At 54.5% G+C, this 15,294-nt stretch carries 17 protein-coding genes; 10 read left to right on the top strand and 7 right to left on the bottom strand.

The features are described from left to right. Positions 1 to 43: 43 nt before the first annotated feature. The 3 genes from JM93_RS18680 to JM93_RS18670 all read left to right on the top strand — a co-directional run bounded on the left by JM93_RS18680 (position 44) and on the right by JM93_RS18670 (position 4,225). Positions 44 to 1,096: an aldo/keto reductase gene (locus JM93_RS18680; protein ID WP_145346508.1), complete on the top strand. Its 1,053-nt coding sequence runs from the start codon at positions 44 to 46 to the stop codon at positions 1,094 to 1,096. A gap of 338 nt (positions 1,097 to 1,434) precedes the next feature. Continuing rightward, positions 1,435 to 1,974, top strand: coding sequence for an RNA 2',3'-cyclic phosphodiesterase (thpR, locus tag JM93_RS18675; protein ID WP_145346506.1), 540 nt, complete (start codon positions 1,435 to 1,437; stop codon positions 1,972 to 1,974). Between the two features lie 286 nt (positions 1,975 to 2,260). Next, a complete protein-coding gene (locus tag JM93_RS18670; protein ID WP_145346504.1) occupies positions 2,261 to 4,225 on the top strand; it encodes a methyl-accepting chemotaxis protein in 1,965 nt (654 codons plus the stop codon). On the opposite strand, the gene JM93_RS18665 is transcribed toward JM93_RS18670, so the two are convergent. Next, positions 4,222 to 5,397: a glycosyltransferase family 4 protein gene (locus tag JM93_RS18665; RefSeq protein ID WP_145346502.1), complete on the bottom strand. Its 1,176-nt coding sequence runs from the start codon at positions 5,395 to 5,397 to the stop codon at positions 4,222 to 4,224. The genes JM93_RS18670 and JM93_RS18665 overlap by 4 nt on opposite strands. An 87-nt stretch (positions 5,398 to 5,484) precedes the next feature. On the opposite strand from JM93_RS18665, the gene JM93_RS18660 reads away from it, so the two are divergent. Then, the gene (locus JM93_RS18660; protein ID WP_145346500.1) at positions 5,485 to 6,273 is read left to right on the top strand and encodes an alpha/beta hydrolase; all 789 of its coding nucleotides are present in this window, start codon (positions 5,485 to 5,487) and stop codon (positions 6,271 to 6,273) included. Between the two features lie 5 nt (positions 6,274 to 6,278). On the opposite strand, the gene JM93_RS18655 is transcribed toward JM93_RS18660, so the two are convergent. Further along, positions 6,279 to 6,920 (bottom strand): DNA-3-methyladenine glycosylase family protein, encoded by a 642-nt coding sequence (locus JM93_RS18655; protein WP_145346498.1) that lies wholly within the window; start codon positions 6,918 to 6,920, stop codon positions 6,279 to 6,281. 107 nt (positions 6,921 to 7,027) lie between these two features. Here JM93_RS18655 and gluQRS point away from each other — a divergent pair, with 107 nt between their 5' ends. Next, on the top strand, positions 7,028 to 7,912 hold the full coding sequence (gluQRS, locus tag JM93_RS18650) for a tRNA glutamyl-Q(34) synthetase GluQRS (protein ID WP_145346496.1): 885 nt from the start codon (positions 7,028 to 7,030) through the stop codon (positions 7,910 to 7,912). Between the two features lie 4 nt (positions 7,913 to 7,916). On the opposite strand, the gene JM93_RS18645 is transcribed toward gluQRS, so the two are convergent. Next, complete coding sequence (locus JM93_RS18645) at positions 7,917 to 8,885, bottom strand: AEC family transporter (RefSeq protein ID WP_145346494.1); 969 nt, start codon at positions 8,883 to 8,885, stop codon at positions 7,917 to 7,919. Positions 8,886 to 9,091: 206 nt separating this feature from the next. On the opposite strand from JM93_RS18645, the gene JM93_RS18640 reads away from it, so the two are divergent. Then, a complete protein-coding gene (locus JM93_RS18640) occupies positions 9,092 to 10,213 on the top strand; it encodes an ATP-binding response regulator (protein ID WP_145346492.1) in 1,122 nt (373 codons plus the stop codon). A gap of 78 nt (positions 10,214 to 10,291) precedes the next feature. Here JM93_RS18640 and JM93_RS18635 read toward each other — a convergent pair whose 3' ends face one another. Continuing rightward, positions 10,292 to 10,969 (bottom strand): 2-hydroxychromene-2-carboxylate isomerase, encoded by a 678-nt coding sequence (locus JM93_RS18635; protein WP_145346490.1) that lies wholly within the window; start codon positions 10,967 to 10,969, stop codon positions 10,292 to 10,294. Between the two features lie 213 nt (positions 10,970 to 11,182). Here JM93_RS18635 and JM93_RS18630 point away from each other — a divergent pair, with 213 nt between their 5' ends. After that, positions 11,183 to 11,920: a phosphatase PAP2 family protein gene (locus JM93_RS18630; RefSeq protein ID WP_208995316.1), complete on the top strand. Its 738-nt coding sequence runs from the start codon at positions 11,183 to 11,185 to the stop codon at positions 11,918 to 11,920. A gap of 2 nt (positions 11,921 to 11,922) precedes the next feature. Here the strand turns inward: JM93_RS18630 and JM93_RS18625 are convergent, their stop codons facing one another. Further along, entirely contained in the window at positions 11,923 to 12,381 is a 459-nt protein-coding gene (locus JM93_RS18625; RefSeq protein ID WP_145346488.1) for a baeRF12 domain-containing protein, read from the bottom strand. 468 nt (positions 12,382 to 12,849) lie between these two features. Next, positions 12,850 to 13,296 carry a low molecular weight protein-tyrosine-phosphatase gene (locus JM93_RS18615; protein ID WP_145346485.1) on the bottom strand — a complete coding sequence of 149 codons (447 nt, stop codon included), beginning with the start codon at positions 13,294 to 13,296 and terminating at the stop codon, positions 12,850 to 12,852. A gap of 94 nt (positions 13,297 to 13,390) precedes the next feature. Between JM93_RS18615 and JM93_RS18610 the strand changes: the two genes are divergently transcribed. Then, on the top strand, positions 13,391 to 13,681 hold the full coding sequence (locus JM93_RS18610; RefSeq protein WP_145346483.1) for a 4a-hydroxytetrahydrobiopterin dehydratase: 291 nt from the start codon (positions 13,391 to 13,393) through the stop codon (positions 13,679 to 13,681). Between the two features lie 21 nt (positions 13,682 to 13,702). On the opposite strand, the gene JM93_RS18605 is transcribed toward JM93_RS18610, so the two are convergent. Then, the gene (locus tag JM93_RS18605) at positions 13,703 to 13,930 is read right to left on the bottom strand and encodes a sulfurtransferase TusA family protein (protein WP_145346481.1); all 228 of its coding nucleotides are present in this window, start codon (positions 13,928 to 13,930) and stop codon (positions 13,703 to 13,705) included. A gap of 91 nt (positions 13,931 to 14,021) precedes the next feature. Here JM93_RS18605 and JM93_RS18600 point away from each other — a divergent pair, with 91 nt between their 5' ends. Both JM93_RS18600 and JM93_RS18595 read left to right on the top strand, forming a co-directional pair. After that, positions 14,022 to 14,573 carry a DUF924 family protein gene (locus tag JM93_RS18600; RefSeq protein WP_145346479.1) on the top strand — a complete coding sequence of 184 codons (552 nt, stop codon included), beginning with the start codon at positions 14,022 to 14,024 and terminating at the stop codon, positions 14,571 to 14,573. Positions 14,574 to 14,940: 367 nt separating this feature from the next. Next, the gene (locus tag JM93_RS18595) at positions 14,941 to 15,279 is read left to right on the top strand and encodes a P-II family nitrogen regulator (RefSeq protein WP_145346477.1); all 339 of its coding nucleotides are present in this window, start codon (positions 14,941 to 14,943) and stop codon (positions 15,277 to 15,279) included. Positions 15,280 to 15,294: the final 15 nt, after the last annotated feature.

The raw sequence follows: 15,294 nt of genomic DNA, 5'->3' as shown, positions 1-15,294 counted from the left end.
CACACTGACTACCTAGAGACTTCGTATTTCAAAGGAATATCCGATGGAACAGCGCCGCCTTGGCCGCACCGACATAATGGTCAGCTCCATATGCTTGGGGACAATGACCTTTGGCGAACAGAATACAGAGGCGGAGGGGCACGCCCAAATGGACCGTGCGGTCGAAAGGGGCGTCAATTTTTTCGATGCAGCTGAGCTTTATCCGATCCCGCCGAGCCGACAAACGCAGGGGCGTACCGAACGGATTATCGGAACCTGGTTCAAGGCGCGTGGAAACCGCGACAAGATTATCATGGCGACCAAGGTCGTCGGACGCACGGACATGAACTGGTTTCGCCATGACGGCTCTACCGGCAAACTTGTACGGTGGCAGATTGAGCAGGCCGTCGACCGCAGCCTGCGGAACTTGCAGACGGACTATATCGATTTGTATCAGATCCATTGGCCGGATCGCCACGTCTCTGCGTTCGGGGCCAATCCAGCACGGTGGCAGGATGTTGAACCGGCAACAGACGAAACTCCAATTGGTGAAACTCTGAAGGTGCTCACTGACCTGGTGAAAGCTGGAAAGATCCGTGAAATCGGTCTTTCCAATGAAAGCAGCTGGGGGACGATGACCTATTTGCACGAGGCTGAAAAACGAAACGCAGCTCGGGTCGTTTCCATCCAAAACGGGTATTCGCTGGTCAATCGCACATTCGAGACCAACCTCGCTGAAGTTGCGCTGCGCGAAAACGTCGGATTGTTGGCTTATTCTGCGCTTGGTCAAGGCTATTTGTCGGGAAAATACCGCAATGGAATGTTGCCCAAGGGAGCCCGGAAAACCCTGTTCAACCGGCTGCAGCGCTATGAAAAACCAGGAGCCGAAGCCGCAATAAATGCATATCTCGATTTGGCTGATGAATTTGGCCTGGACCCGTCTCAAATGGCGTTGGCATTTGCGCTAAACCGGAGCTTCATGACGTCGGTGATTATCGGCGCGACGAGCATGGAACAACTTGAATTGAATTTACAAGCCGTCAATGTGGACATCACTCCCGAGCTCCAGGAGCGGATCGATGCCATTCACCAGTTGACTGGCAACCCATGTCCTTGATCGATTGATCATACTGAATTGCGCGGACGACAGATTTTGACTCGCCTTGGTTATTCGCTGAGATAGCTTGCCAACTAGACGCAGTTGAAGGGCGATCGAGAATCCTCGCATGGACATCATTAATCCACGCGAAGGCACGCCCAGTAAGGCGCTTTTTTCAATATGCCGGTACAGAATCAATCTGTGCAGGTAACGTACATGGCTGTCTAATTCTGAACGTTGCTCGACAACCAAATTCGGCAAAAAAAGTATGCCTTTCAAAGCATTATGTTTTTTGCTTGCGCTTTTTTTTGAGTTGATTCCTGATGGTGCTGTTAGCGACAGCGGAGGGCTCCCTCATGCCGCGTTTGTTCACTGGTCTCGAGATTCCGTCCCAAACGGGTCTGATGCTATCTATGCTCCGGGGTGGCCTTAAAGGCGCGCGCTGGATAGATCCAGAAAACTATCATCTCACTTTACGCTTCATTGGCGATATCGACGACCGGACGGCCGACGAGATTGCAGATGCCCTTGACCGGGTTCGCCGCAAGCCCGTTCCGATCCGCATTAACGGTCTTGGGTCCTTTGGAAACGGAAAACAGCCGCACGCCGTGTGGGCCAGGGTCGAGCCCACTCCAGAACTTGCAGAATTGCAAGCGGAGCAGGAGCGGATTATCCAACGTCTCAATTTGCCCGCTGAACGCAGAAAATACACACCGCATGTTACGATTGCCCGGTGCCGCACATCGACCAATGCTGAGGTTGCCAAATGGCTTGCAGAACGGGGCAATTTTCAGGCCCCACCCTTTGTGGCTGGCAGGTTTGTTTTGTTCTCTGCGAAAGCAAGCGTTGGTGGCGGGCCATATTTGGTTGAAGAAGCTTATCCTCTTGCAGCCTAGCAAACATCAGCACCTGACACTGATCTGTGATGATCACTAACCATTTACTAGTATTGGATAATTCTTTAATGGCGCAGCATTTGGCTGCAGAGCGCCTCGAAACCAACCAAAAATTGCAATAAAAAGGTTTGCTCGTTAAATAGTTTGTAAAATTCTGTTTGCCTTCTACCCAAAAAGTCTTGAACTTTTGGATGCGTAAACGTTTTGGAAGCAAGATTTGTTTAAATTTTCTGCAAACTCGAACCTTTAAGGTTCTCCGCAACACTTTGAAAGTTGGATTTGCAGAATGAAAGCGCTTTACGGTACCCCAATTGCTATGCGTATCGGTGCTTTATCGGTTCTCGCGGTGTTGGCGATCTCCGTGCTAGCAGCGACTTTCTATATCGCCGGTGAAGTCGTCGAACAGCAAAATGAGAACCTTGCTCTCTACTCGAACATGGATTGGCGTCAATCCCAGGTTCAGGCGCACGCTCTTCAAATGCGGCAGCTGAGCAACGAGTTCGTGCTATCAAACAACCCAGACCTTCTTGCCTCCTACGTTGCACAAGTTGCCGCGGCAGACGAGCAGTTCGCTGTCATGAAGGATGCTGCCTATGCGGAATCAGTTTCTGGTTTGCTAGACAGCTTAGGGGCCGCATTTGCCGGCCACCAGGCTGAGTTTGACAAGCTTAGCGCAGATATCACGACAATGGGATTGACCGAAAATGATGGTCTGCGTGGCGCTTTGCGCTCTGTCGTGCATGAAGTGGAAGAAAAACTGAATGCGGCTGGTCTGGACGCGTTAACCGTAAAAATGTTGATGATGCGGCGCCATGAGAAGGATTTCATGTTGCGCGGCGGACAGAAATACATTGACCGCGTTGATGAACGAAGATCGGAGTTTGATCCCTTGCTGGCGTCATCTTCACTTTCCGACGCAGACAAGGCTGAAATCGCCCGGCTGATGGACAGCTATCAAAGTGGCTTTAAGGCTTTTGCTGCAATGGCCCAGGAAATTGGTTCGCGCACCGAGGCGCTGGAGGCGATTTTTGAGCAGCGGGAGGCTGAGTTTGCAGCCCTCTCCGAAGCGGCCTATGAGGGCAAGGTTGCGGCACAGGAAAACCTGGCGGTCGCACAAGGCCTTGCTCAGAAAATCATCTTTGGAACAGCGGGTGTTGCGCTTCTGGTCGTGATTGCACTTGGCTGGCTGATTGGCCGCAGCATCACCCGTCCGGTCCGGGGACTAACAGGGGTCATGAAAACACTCGCCGGTGGCGAGCTGAACGTTACGGTGCCGTATGCGGAGACCGGGAGTGAGGTTGGCGATATGGCGCGCGCCGTCGAGGTCTTCCAGCAAAATGCCGTTCGGACACACGAGCTGGAAGCCCAACAGCGGCTGAGTGAAGAACAGGCTGCGCAAGAAAAACGCGCAATGATGGAACGGCTGGCAAACCAGTTTGACGAAAGCATCGGTGCGATCGTTGAAAGCGTGTCGAAGGCTGCAGAGGAACTCGACCATACCGCACGCTCGATGTCGGACGTATCTGAAAACACGAGCGCACGCGCCGAGCAGGCATCTGTCGCCTCGCAGAGCACCACGGACAATGTGCAGATGGTTGCCTCTGCTGCGGAAGAGATGACGGCTTCAATCAGTGAGATAAATCAACAAGTGATCCGGGCTTCTGAAGCCTCTAAGGTCGCGGCCTCTGATGTTCAAACGACAGCGGCGCAAATGGATGCTTTGGCGAAGATGGCCGACAAGATTGGCGAAGTGGTCTCTATGATCTCCGAAATTGCCGCGCAAACCAATCTCTTGGCTCTGAATGCCACGATCGAGTCCGCGCGGGTTGGTGAAGCAGGCAAAGGTTTTGCGGTTGTCGCTGCAGAAGTCAAAGCGCTTGCCGATGAAACGGCAAAGGCGACAGAGAGCATTTCTGAATTGATTACCAACATTCAGACGGAAACCAAAACGGCGGTTGGATCGATCAGCAAGATCGGTGAAGTGATCCGCGATCTCGAGGATACGTCCGGTGCGATTGCTTCAGCCATGGAGGAACAAGGTGCGACGACACAGAGCGTTGCCCACAACGTGTCTGATGCTGCCAATGGCACCCGGGAGGTTTCGGAGAGCATTTCTGTGGTTCGCGAAGCGTCGGCCGATGCGCGCACGGCATCGGGCCAGGTAATGGCAGCGGCAGAACAGCTGAACGCGCAATCAGCGTCTATGCGCGAACAAGTCAGCCGGTTCCTGGAACAGATCCGCGCGGCCTAAGCTCTGTCGAGCAACTTTTTATACACCTGTAGCGTTGCCTCGGTCATCGCTTCGACACTGAATTTGGCTGAGACGTGTTCTCTCGCGCGGGCAAGAAGTGCAGCGCGCTCGGCAGGTTTCATCAGCAACGCGTGTTCGATCGCGTTTGCGAGAGCCGAACTGTCACCCGGTGGTATCCGCCAGCCTGTTCTCTCGTTTTCGGAGACTTCCGGCGGTGCCAGAACGGTTTCGGGTACAGCACCAAGGTCAGAAACGATCACCGGGACTTCAGCTGCCTGAGCTTCAACGGCGGCCCTCCCGAAAGCCTCCGGCTCCACAGAAGCGACTACCGAAACATCGGATAAGGCCAACGCTGCAGCCACATCCGTGCAGTGGCCGACCAGCTTTACCTGATCCTGGACACCCAGGCTCGCGATCTGCTGTTGCAATTCTGCAGTATAGGCCTCTCGGCCCTGGGCATCACCTGCAAGAACAGCAACCGCCTCGGTGAGGCCGCGCTTCTTCAATTCACCCATTGCGCCGATAAGCACGCTTTGGCCTTTCCAGGCTGTCAGTCGGGCAAGTTGAAGAACAATAGGTCGCCCGGATTTGATTTCCCAACTATCCGACAGGATCTGCTTGCGCAACCGTGTCACTGACTGCGGAGCAAGGCCGTCAAGATCCGATCCACGTTGAATGACGGTGATCCGGCTCTTGGCGAATGGATGCCGTTCTGCGATCAAACGCCCGATGAAGTGGGAGTTGGCGATCACGCTATCGCCGCGCGCCATGACTGAATTGTACAGCGCCTTAAGCCTGGACTTTTGATTATACGTGCCGTGATAGGTGGTAACGAAGGGCGTTCCTGAGCGTTTTGAAGCCAAATAAGCCGACCAGGCCGGTGCCCGGCTACGCGCATGCACAATGTCCACGGCCCGTTCGTCCATGATTTCCTGCAGCGCAGCAGCATTTTTCCAAATGGTGATCGGGTTCTTTGATTTCAGCGGCAGATTATAGTGCTCGGCGCCGATGGCTTCCAGGTCACTCACCAGCCGGCCACCGGCACTGGCGACCAAAGCTATCCCACCTGCATCTACAATGGCGCGGGCAACGTCGATGGTGGTGCGCTCTACACCGCCAGTCACGAGTTCTGGCAAGACTTGCAGGACAATCAGAGAATTTGAGGTCGACACGAACAGGTCCTTAAGGTCGGCACTTCTCAAACGGCGTGCCTTGTGCAACACGGAGCGCAATCGTTAGAAACGGATGTGAGCCATAATATGACCGCGCACGAACCGCAATTCATCGATGTCGGCATCGGGGAAAACCTTCGGAAGATCGCTGTGCTTGATGTACCGGGCACGGCGCCGGGTTTGCTTTGGCTTTCGGGTTTTAAGTCGGATATGACAGGCACCAAGGCCGAAGCCTTGGGCGAATGGGCTCAGAAAAATGGCCATCGCTGCACGCGCTTTGACTATTCCGGCCACGGGTCATCGGGCGGTGTTTTCGAAAATGCTTGCGTGAGCGACTGGCTTGAAGAAGCCTCCGCAGTGTTTGACAGATTTTGTGATGGTCCGACCGTTCTGGTCGGCTCCTCGATGGGAGGCTGGATAGCACTTCTTCTGGCGTTGAAGCGCAGGGAAACCGCTAAAGTCGCCGGAATGGTTCTGATCGCTCCTGCCACAGATTTCACCGAAGAACTTATGTGGAAGCACAGATTCAACGACAAAATACGCGAGACAATTCAACGGGATGGGCGCTGGGAAGCGCCTTCCGAATATTCCGAAGATCCTTATGTCATCACGCAAAGGCTGATCGAGGATGGGCGGAAACACTTGATTCTCGATCAATTGTTACGGTTCGGATTGCCGATTACGATTCTCCAAGGTGCGCGTGATGTGGATGTTCCCTGGCAACACGCCGAGCGGCTGGTGCGCGCCCTACCGGACGATGATGTTGTCTTTTCCCTCGTGCCGGACGGAGATCACCGGCTTTCAAGGCCTCAGGACATCGACTTGCTTTTGCGCTCGGTGGAGACCCTTGCATCAAGCAACTCCACCGAGCGGTAAAGGAGCTATAATGGCAGGGAGAGCTTGCTATTTTTGTAAGCCTTGTACCAGGACCAGAAAAGCCGTGCGGCAACTGCGCGCCAGGGTGCCCAGGCATTTGCGATTTCATCGAGCTCCTGCGGTTTCGGACGTGCCTCAAGGCCAAGGGCTTTTTGAACCGCGATCTGCAGGGCAAGATCGCCGCTTGGAAAAATGTCAGGGTGTCCCGCGCAAAACAGAAGGAAGATGTCGGCGGACCAGCGGCCGATCCCCTTGATTTCGCAGAGCCGCGCATGAGCCTGGTCAGCTGGAAGCTCAACCAGCCGGTTAAAGGAGAGTCCGTTGTGACAAGCTTTGCATACTGCCCGTAGCGTCCGGATTTTTGGACGAGACAAGCCAACATCGGCCAAGTCCTGATCGCTGGCCATGGTGATGCGGTCCGATGTCAGCGGATCGAAACGGTCTTGCAGCCGCGCAAAGATCGCCGACGCACTGGCCACCGAGACTTGCTGGCCTGTGACGATATGAGCGAGCCCAGCGAAATCGGCTGGGCGCCGCCTCAGCGGAATGTCCCCAGCTTGTTCAGCAACGCTTTGAAGCCTGGGGTCGCTTTCCAACAACGCGTTAAGACCTGCTGCGATGTCGGCATGCGTCTCGATCGGTTTCACGGAACTCTGTGGTCTTTCGATGGTCGGCCGGTTGCCTTGAACTGGCGACGTGGTAGGAGAAATAAAGTGCTTACGCCTTTTCCTTCTTTTGAAAGGCCTTCTCGCCCATGTCCATCCCGGTGTTTCGATTCGCACCGTCCCCAAACGGACACTTGCACATCGGCCACGCCTTGTCGGCGCTGTTGAACTACGAAGCCGCGCGCCAAATGGGCGGACGCTTCTTGCTACGCATCGAAGACATCGACCAGACCCGCTGCACGCCTGAACTTGAAGCGGACATGTTAGAGGATTTGGAATGGCTTGGCCTCGAGTGGGAAACGCCGGTGCTGCGTCAATCCGATCGGTTCGATGCCTATCGAGCCGGGCTCCAAAAACTCTCGGCATTCGGTATCCTCTACCGGAGCGTTCTGACACGGTCCGAAATCAAGCAGTTCGTCGCGGACTGTGTTGAAGAAGGCAATGATTGGCCAAAGGATCCTGATGGCGTCCCGGTCTCCCCAAATGATGGCATGGTCTTGTCGGATGACGAACGCATCGAGCGGCTTTCAAGCGGTGCCAGTTATGCTGTCCGCGTCGATATGGTTCGGGCCATGCGGTATCTGAAATCCTCTTTGACCTGGCAAGAGGCAGGATCGTCATTGGACGCCTTGGCCGAAGCTCCGCATCCGGTTTCTTGTGATCCCTCTCAGTGGGGGGACGTTGTTCTGGCGCGCAAGGAAACTCCAACTAGCTATCATTTGTCGGTCGTTCTGGATGACGCATATCAGGGCGTGACAGACATTCTGCGTGGTAAGGACCTTTATCATGCAACCTCGCTACACCGGCTTTTGCAGCAGTTTTTAGGACTTCCATCACCCGTCTACCGCCACCATGATCTGGTCCTGGGAGAGGATGGCAAGAAGCTCTCGAAGTCGACTCGGTCAACCAGCTTGAGATCACTGCGCGAAGCAGGATCGACACCCGCGGATATCCGCCAACTGGTTGGTTTGTGAAGGCCTATCCCGAGCTTTGCCAGATTCCGATCAGGATTGCCCACAAGCTGGTGGTGACAACCGCGGCGGCCGTAGTGACAGTGATCGCATTTGCCGACATGGCATGGCCGGTGCCATATCGGTTCGCGAAGATATAGGCGTTTATCCCGGTCGGGCAGGCAGCTGTGAGGGTTGCAACCGCTGTCCATAGCGGTGGTAGCTGGAACACAAAAGCTCCTGCCACAAACACAAGCGCGGGCATGATCGCAAGCTTGATGGCACTTAAAATCAGACCTGGGAGGGTGTTTCCGCGGATACCATAAAGCACCATACTCATCCCGAGCGACAACAGCGCCACCGGCAGCGCCGTCGCAGCAATTCTGTTCAATACCTCTGCCAGAACGCCTTCAACCGGAAGTCCGGCCAGCCGCCATGGCACGGCACACAAAATGCCGATGACAATCGGGTTCGTAATCAGGCTTTTTGCCATCTGCTTGAGAAGTGCGGCAAGATTTGGCGGCCCGCCCTGACCATCGAGCGCAACGGCGCGCTCCATCAAGATGGCGGTGACAATCGTCATGACCGGCAGGTGAACCGAAATAATGATTAGAATAGGAACAAGGCCTTCGTCTCCGTACAGTTCGGAAATCAACGGCAAGCCTACCATGATTGTATTGGCAAAGGCCGCGGAAATGCCGCCGATAACACCGGCTCTTGCTTCCCTGCCAAACCCTTTGCGGATGACAAGAGTCCCAAGCAACCAAGCACCGCCGACCCCCAGAAAGTAGCTCGCCCACAAAGCGTAGGGGCTTTCGCCGGCCAGATCGACAACTGCAAGCGTTTTGAAGATGAGAACCGGGATTGCAATGACATAGACATATTGCCCCAAGGCCTCGCCTACGGTTTTTCCAAGGACATTAAATCGGGCAAGCGTGTACCCGATGCCGATCAGAACAAAGACGGGGACAACGATAGAAAAAACGCCTGATGCCATGGGCCTAGTCAGATTTCGCCAATCGCGGGTTTGCCAACCTGGGGATGGTCGTGGTGAAAATGCAAAAGAACCTCAGGATCAAGGAGGAAGCCGGTAACCGGTTTTCAGCATCTCGCCGGCGGCGATCCTGCGGGACAATGTAGGTGTTTTCAGGGTTTTGCAAGTTCAGCAGATGCTCCTCTCTGACTTGCCGGGGACAGCGGCACATGACAGATCACGAAGACGCAGATCCGGTTACACTCTTGGCCCATGATTTGCGAACACCTTTGTCAGCTATGAAGCTGACTGCTGATTTAATCGGGGCGGAACCTCTGAGTGACCGTCAGAGGGAAAGGCTTTCTCTGCTATCTGACGCGATTACTTCGCTTGCAGCCATGACGACAAGCTTGATTGAAGATGGCCAGCCGGGAATCGAGTCTCGCCCTCATGCTGCAAAAACCGCTTTGGTTCTCCGTTCGGCCGCGGGCCTGTTTGCGCCGCTGGCGGAAGAAAAAGGTCTTGTATTTCGCGTAGACCTGGGCAGCTTGCCTCACGATGCGTCTGTGGTCAGCGCGCCTGCGGTTTGGCGCGTCGTTACCACATTGCTCGACAATGCCATCAAATATACCGTGGCTGGTACTGTGACACTATCGGCGCGTCTTGTGGAACAGGATGGCGCGCCCGCCGATGTGCTCATCGAAGTTTCCGATACCGGCCCCGGCATTGCAGAGATCGACCAGGCGCGCCTGTTCCGGCCTTATGTCCGCGGTAGCGCAGCACAAGGCGCGATTGAGGGGGCCGGGCTCGGTCTTGCGAGCGCCTTGGATGTCGCTGGCAAGATGGGCGGCCAATTGACGCTTGAGAGCACCGAGGGAGCAGGCTGCCGCTTCGCGCTTCGGGTTTCGCAGGTCCATGTTTGTGGCGCAGACACCCCGTACTTGCATGACGACGGGCAGTCGTCGGGGGCCGGCCTTCAGGGGCATGTCCTTATTGTTGACGACAACGGCACGAACAGACGGCTTCTCGGCGCCCTGCTTGAAACTTTTGGCCTGACTTTTGCGGAGGCATCCGGCGGCGAGGCTGCCCTTGAGAGCTTGCGCGAGAACCGTTTCGATGCCGTGCTGCTCGATTTGTACATGCCGAACATTAGCGGGATGGAAGTGGCACGGAAAGCGCGAGAGGTGCTTGCTGATCAAAACCTGCCGCCTTTGATTGCTGTGACCGCAGCGATTGAAACGGTCAGTGCGGACGAGCTCAAATTAGCAGGGATCGTTCAAACGGTGAGCAAGCCTCTTGACCCGGCAAATCTCTACGCTGTTCTCAAGGCTGAACTGAACACGCCTCGATAGAAACCGGCGGACTGATACAGTCTGGAACAAGCTTGACGCGTGGCAGGGCCCCTATCACAGACGCCTTGCGTACCGCCGCTAGCCGGGCAGCATCAGGGCTTCATTGATCGCATCTTCCAGCCTGTCGTGCCCCCAGAAAAGCGCACCACCTTCGGTGACGAAACTTGGCGCTCCGAAGATGCCGCGATATTCTGCCTCTTCCACTGTTCTTCGGAGACTCATCTTTAATCCGTCGGTTTCAGCGCGTCTCAGGTGAAGTGCGGGGTCTTCAGCGCCGGCACCGGCGAGAAGGGAAGAGAGAACCATAGGGTCTGAGATATCCTTGCCTTGTGCAAATTCTGCGGAAAACACGCTTTGAACGAATGCCGGCAGCCATGGCTCCTCGCGGTTGTCATGCGCAATACGGGTCACAAGCAGACTGTTCTGCGGGAAGGGGTCTGGAACGCATAGCGGAAGGTTCAGTTTTTCGCATTGGCGTGCCATGTCCTGCCACATGTAGCGGCCTTTTGCCGGGTAAATGTTGAACGGTGATGTGGTCCAACCTTGGCGTTTGAAGATGGGACCCAGCAAAAACGGCCGCCAGACGATTGTCACCTGTCGGTCTTTGGCGATCCGGTCAATACACATTGCAGACAGGTAACTGTATGTGGAGGCGAAATCGAACCAGAATTGCAATTTTGGTTTTGCAGGGAGGGTGGCCCGAAAAGCGGATGTGGTCGGCAAGTGAGGAATGGCAAGTTTCGGGCGATGGTGCATATGTCCACTCAGCTCCCGAGCTGCAGCGCGATTTGCGCCAGTTGAAGCGAAACCATTGGCCCTTTGGCGCGGATGGGCTAAACAGCCGCCATGACCAGAGCCGACAAAAAACAGAATAGAACGCGGATGTATTTGCGCAAGGTACGCGATTGGACTTGTTCACATCCAATCATCGCAACATCACTATATGTTATTGTTATATCTGTCTTTTTTTTGGTTTTTCCTCGTGTCGATATATGGGCGAGCGGGCTGTTCTACTCTGATGATGCAGGGTTTTCTGCGGGAAACATTCCGATCCTGCGCGAATTCCGGCATCTCGGTCCCTACTTGATCCAGGTTACGGCGATTGTTTGTGTCCTGGTTTTGTTGCTCAAGCTGCTGGTGCCGGGCCGTGCTCCCTTGTTGCCGCTGAGGATCCCGGTATTCCTCGTTTCGACACTGATCATTGGACCGGGCATATTGGTGAATGCGATTCTCAAGGACAATTGGGGCCGCCCCCGTCCGCGCAGCGTTGAGGAGTTTGGTGGAGATTTGCCGTTTCAATATGTCTGGGTTCCATCAAACGCCTGCGACAGCAATTGTTCCTTCGTGTCCGGAGAAGCGTCTGCTGCGATGTGGCTGGTTGCACTGGCTTTTGTTGCGCCGCGTGCTTGGCGTTCGGCAATTTTGTGTTTCGTCTTGCCACTCGGGTTTTTGCTCTCGCTTAACCGGATTGCATTCGGCGGCCATTTTCTATCCGATACGCTTATATCTTGGGGTTTAACCCTGTTGGTGCTGCTTCTGACCTACCGTTTCCTGTATGTGGCCGGGCCGCGTTTTGTGCATGATCGGCATTTGGATGTTTGGTTTACCCGCTGTGGGCGTCAGCTGGCGACCGGAGCAGCTCTCTGCATGAAAAAGGCGCGCCTATGGGGGGCGCACCTGAAACACATCTTCACGAAAACGGCTTAAAGTTACGCTGCCGTTTTTTCGGTCAGTATGTATACAATTTTATCCAGCGGATGGTTGGTCAAAGTCTTGTCGACCTCAGCAACAACCCGGTCGGCAACCTCGGGATGGAATTCTTTTCTGAGGTTGCCCAGGATTGTTGGCGGGGCGACGACAATCAGTTGCGAAAAATTGTTTTTGTGAGCGGCCTTGTAAAGGTGCTCGGCCATTTCGACTGCAAACCTATGCTTCTCCAGTTGATGCCAGTCCGTCTCCTCCATGGCGCTCACCTGATTGCCAGGGCCATCGCTTTTCCGTCCCGGGGCGTCAGTGCCTTGATGTGACGTTTTCGGATTATCCTGATCCAACAGCGTGATGACTTCCAATTCGGGGTGCGCGCGCGTCCCGGTATTTCGAAAAATCAAGGCTTTTTCGCCGTCTCCGACCAGCACCCATGCCTTTCGGTCGATTTTCAAACCGCTCATCTGCTTCTCCTTTCGAGGGTTCGCAGCAAATTTGATGCAGTTAAAAAACGCTTCTAATGGCGGAGAGTTGCATGCCGAAAATAATCCGTATTGGCCGGCCTGCTCGATCAGTGCTTTTTCCGGGGGCGTGTGCGGCGCAGGATACGAGAGAAGTAGATTGGGGCTCGGTCTTCCAGCCAGGTAAAGACCTGGTTAAGCCGTGTTCCACTTCGGCGTCGGTTCCGAATAGACCGCGCAGCGCCTCGGCTGGTCGCGATTATGACAATTGCTCCGAGTGCCATTAGCGGCACACCCGTTGGGATGGGTAGCCACACTGTGGCAAGCCCAAGAAAAATCAGGATGGCGGCCAAAGCCCACCAAACGAGCTTCATTTCCGGAACCTTTGCAAGATTTGGCTGATCAATAGCGCAGAATCGACGTCGAAATTATGACCATTTTCCATGCACCGGCAGTTGCCACCTCAGAGCGTTAACGTAGTATTTCTTCTGACCGTTCACGGATCATCCGAAAGACGGTGTTAAATCCACCGTCACCGCCATAATAAGGATCTGGTACGTCCCGTGCGGGGCTTTGGAAAAGCAGCTCGATTCTGGCCACCGGGCCAACAGGTGCCATCCGGTTAAGGTTCGCCAGATTGTTCGAGTCCATTGCTAGGATCACATCGAAGTCTTCTAAGTCAGACCGAACAATCTGGCGGGCCCGCTGAGACGAAATATCGATGCCGTGCACACGGGCAATATCGATCGAGCGCGGATCTGGCGGATTTCCAACATGCCACGCCCCCGTTCCGGCTGAATCGAAACTGAACGCATCAGCTTGTCCGATATCCTGGGCGCGTTTTTCAAAAATACCCTGAGCCAGAGGGGATCGGCAGATATTCCCGAGACAGACAAACAAAATCCGCTGACATGTCATGAGGGGCTTTCCCGTTCGTGGCAGACTGGAATAGGCCCAATCACGGCCTATGTGCAGATCTATCGCATATTATTTGAACCAAAGGGGAGGAAGAATGGCCGAGCGTTTAAAACCGGAGGACCGGGCAGCCGCGATGCAGGCTTTAACGGGCTGGCACATGGTCGAAAATCGGGAAGCGATCGCTAAGACCTATCGGTTCAAGGATTTTATCGATGCTTTCGGATTTATGGCCCGTGTGGCTATTGTTTCCGAGAAAATAGATCACCACCCGGAGTGGTCAAATGTCTATCGAACGGTTGAAGTTACGCTTACGACGCATGATGCCGGCGGTTTGACTGAACTTGATATGAAATTGGCCACAGAAATGGATCGTCTGGCCGGTTAGGGCGCCGTCTGTGGATCGAGCTCAGCATTTCCTAATCACGAACGTTCCGTTGGTATCATCCATGTCGGCCGATATCAAAACGTGTCCGTCTTCCTGGCAGTAGTGCGGTATATCGATAGCTGCCATGGGATCGGTCGTCAGGATCGTGATGGTATCTCCTGGCACCAGGGATTTCATGGCTTTGCGAGTTTTGAGGACTGGGAGCGGGCACTTAAGTCCCTTCACGTCGAGTGTATGGTCGGCGCTCAATTCAGCTTGCCTTGTTCTTGAAACGTTGCGGTTGAGCAGTGATATAGGTTGCTGTTTTGATCTGCAAATCGCTTCGAAAGGAATTGAGTCCATGTCTGCATCCGTCGCAACACCGCTTGAGGTTCTGGATTTCTGGTGGCAGGCGGGAGCTGAAAAGTGGTTCGCCGGAGGTGCGAAATTCGACCAGGAGTGCCGGGATGGATTCTTGCCGACCATCGAAAGCGCACAGCGCGGAGACCTTAATGCGTGGCAGGAAATGCCGCACGGTGCCCTGGCACTCATTCTCGTTCTCGACCAGTTAACGCGCAACGTGTTCCGCGGAAGCGCAAGAGCCTTCGAAGCTGATGCACGTGCATTTGATGTCGCAACGCATGCGGTCGAACGGGGCTTCGATCAGGCCTTTCCCAGAGATGTCCGGGTATTTTTCTATTTGCCGTTTGAGCATGCTGAAGACATGGCAGCTCAAGAAAAAAGCGTTGATTTGTGCCGGCGGCTCGGAATTGAACAATTTTATCACTATGCGCTGATCCACATGGATGTGATCCGAAGATTTGGCCGGTTTCCTCATCGGAATGAAGTCTTGGGCCGGGAGAGCACAGAGCAGGAGCGCGCCTATCTGGCAGACCATGGCTTCTCAGCCTAACCAGTTCCTGCCTGTTTTTTAGCCTCATTATTGAAAATTCAATTATTTGCCTATTATAAGTGCAGTATTTTGATTATGCCCAATATTTAAGCGTCATTGCGGCTTCTATAAGGCAGGCAAAAACCCTCTTCCAAAGTCGTACTCTCGGTCTCAAGCATCTGAAACTACGCAAGAAAATATAGGTTAGCTCAAGTTGGCACGCTCCTTGATTAGTCATGCAGCGATGTCGGCACGTCTTCGTGCGTCTGCGGGCTCTGGGAACCTTCTTGAAGGATCGGCAGGGCGGAACCTTGAAGGGGGGAACCAGGCGGGCCGGCCGAGCCTCTTCGACGGGGAGGGGCGAAATGAGAAGGAACGGGAACGAGCGATGAAAATAGTGATGGCCATTATTAAGCCGTTCAAGCTCGACGAGGTGCGAGATGCCTTAACCGGTATCGGCATCCAGGGCCTGACGGTTACGGAAGTAAAGGGTTATGGCCGCCAAAAAGGGCATACCGAAATCTACCGCGGCACAGAATACGCCGTCAGCTTCCTACCGAAACTGAAAATCGAGGTCGCAGTGGACGAGGGCGCCGTCGACAAGGTTGTCGATGCCATCTCGTCTTCCGCGAAAACCGGGCAGATCGGTGACGGCAAGATTTTTGTCTACTCGATTGATCAGGTTGTGCGCATCCGCACCGGCGAAACCAACGTCGAAGCTCTTTGATGATTGTGAGGAAAT

Origin of the sequence: Roseibium hamelinense (assembly GCF_007830545.1) — a bacterium.
Taxonomy (GTDB): Bacteria; Pseudomonadota; Alphaproteobacteria; order Rhizobiales; family Stappiaceae; genus Roseibium; species Roseibium hamelinense.
This window is presented reverse-complemented; position numbering and strand designations above follow the sequence as displayed.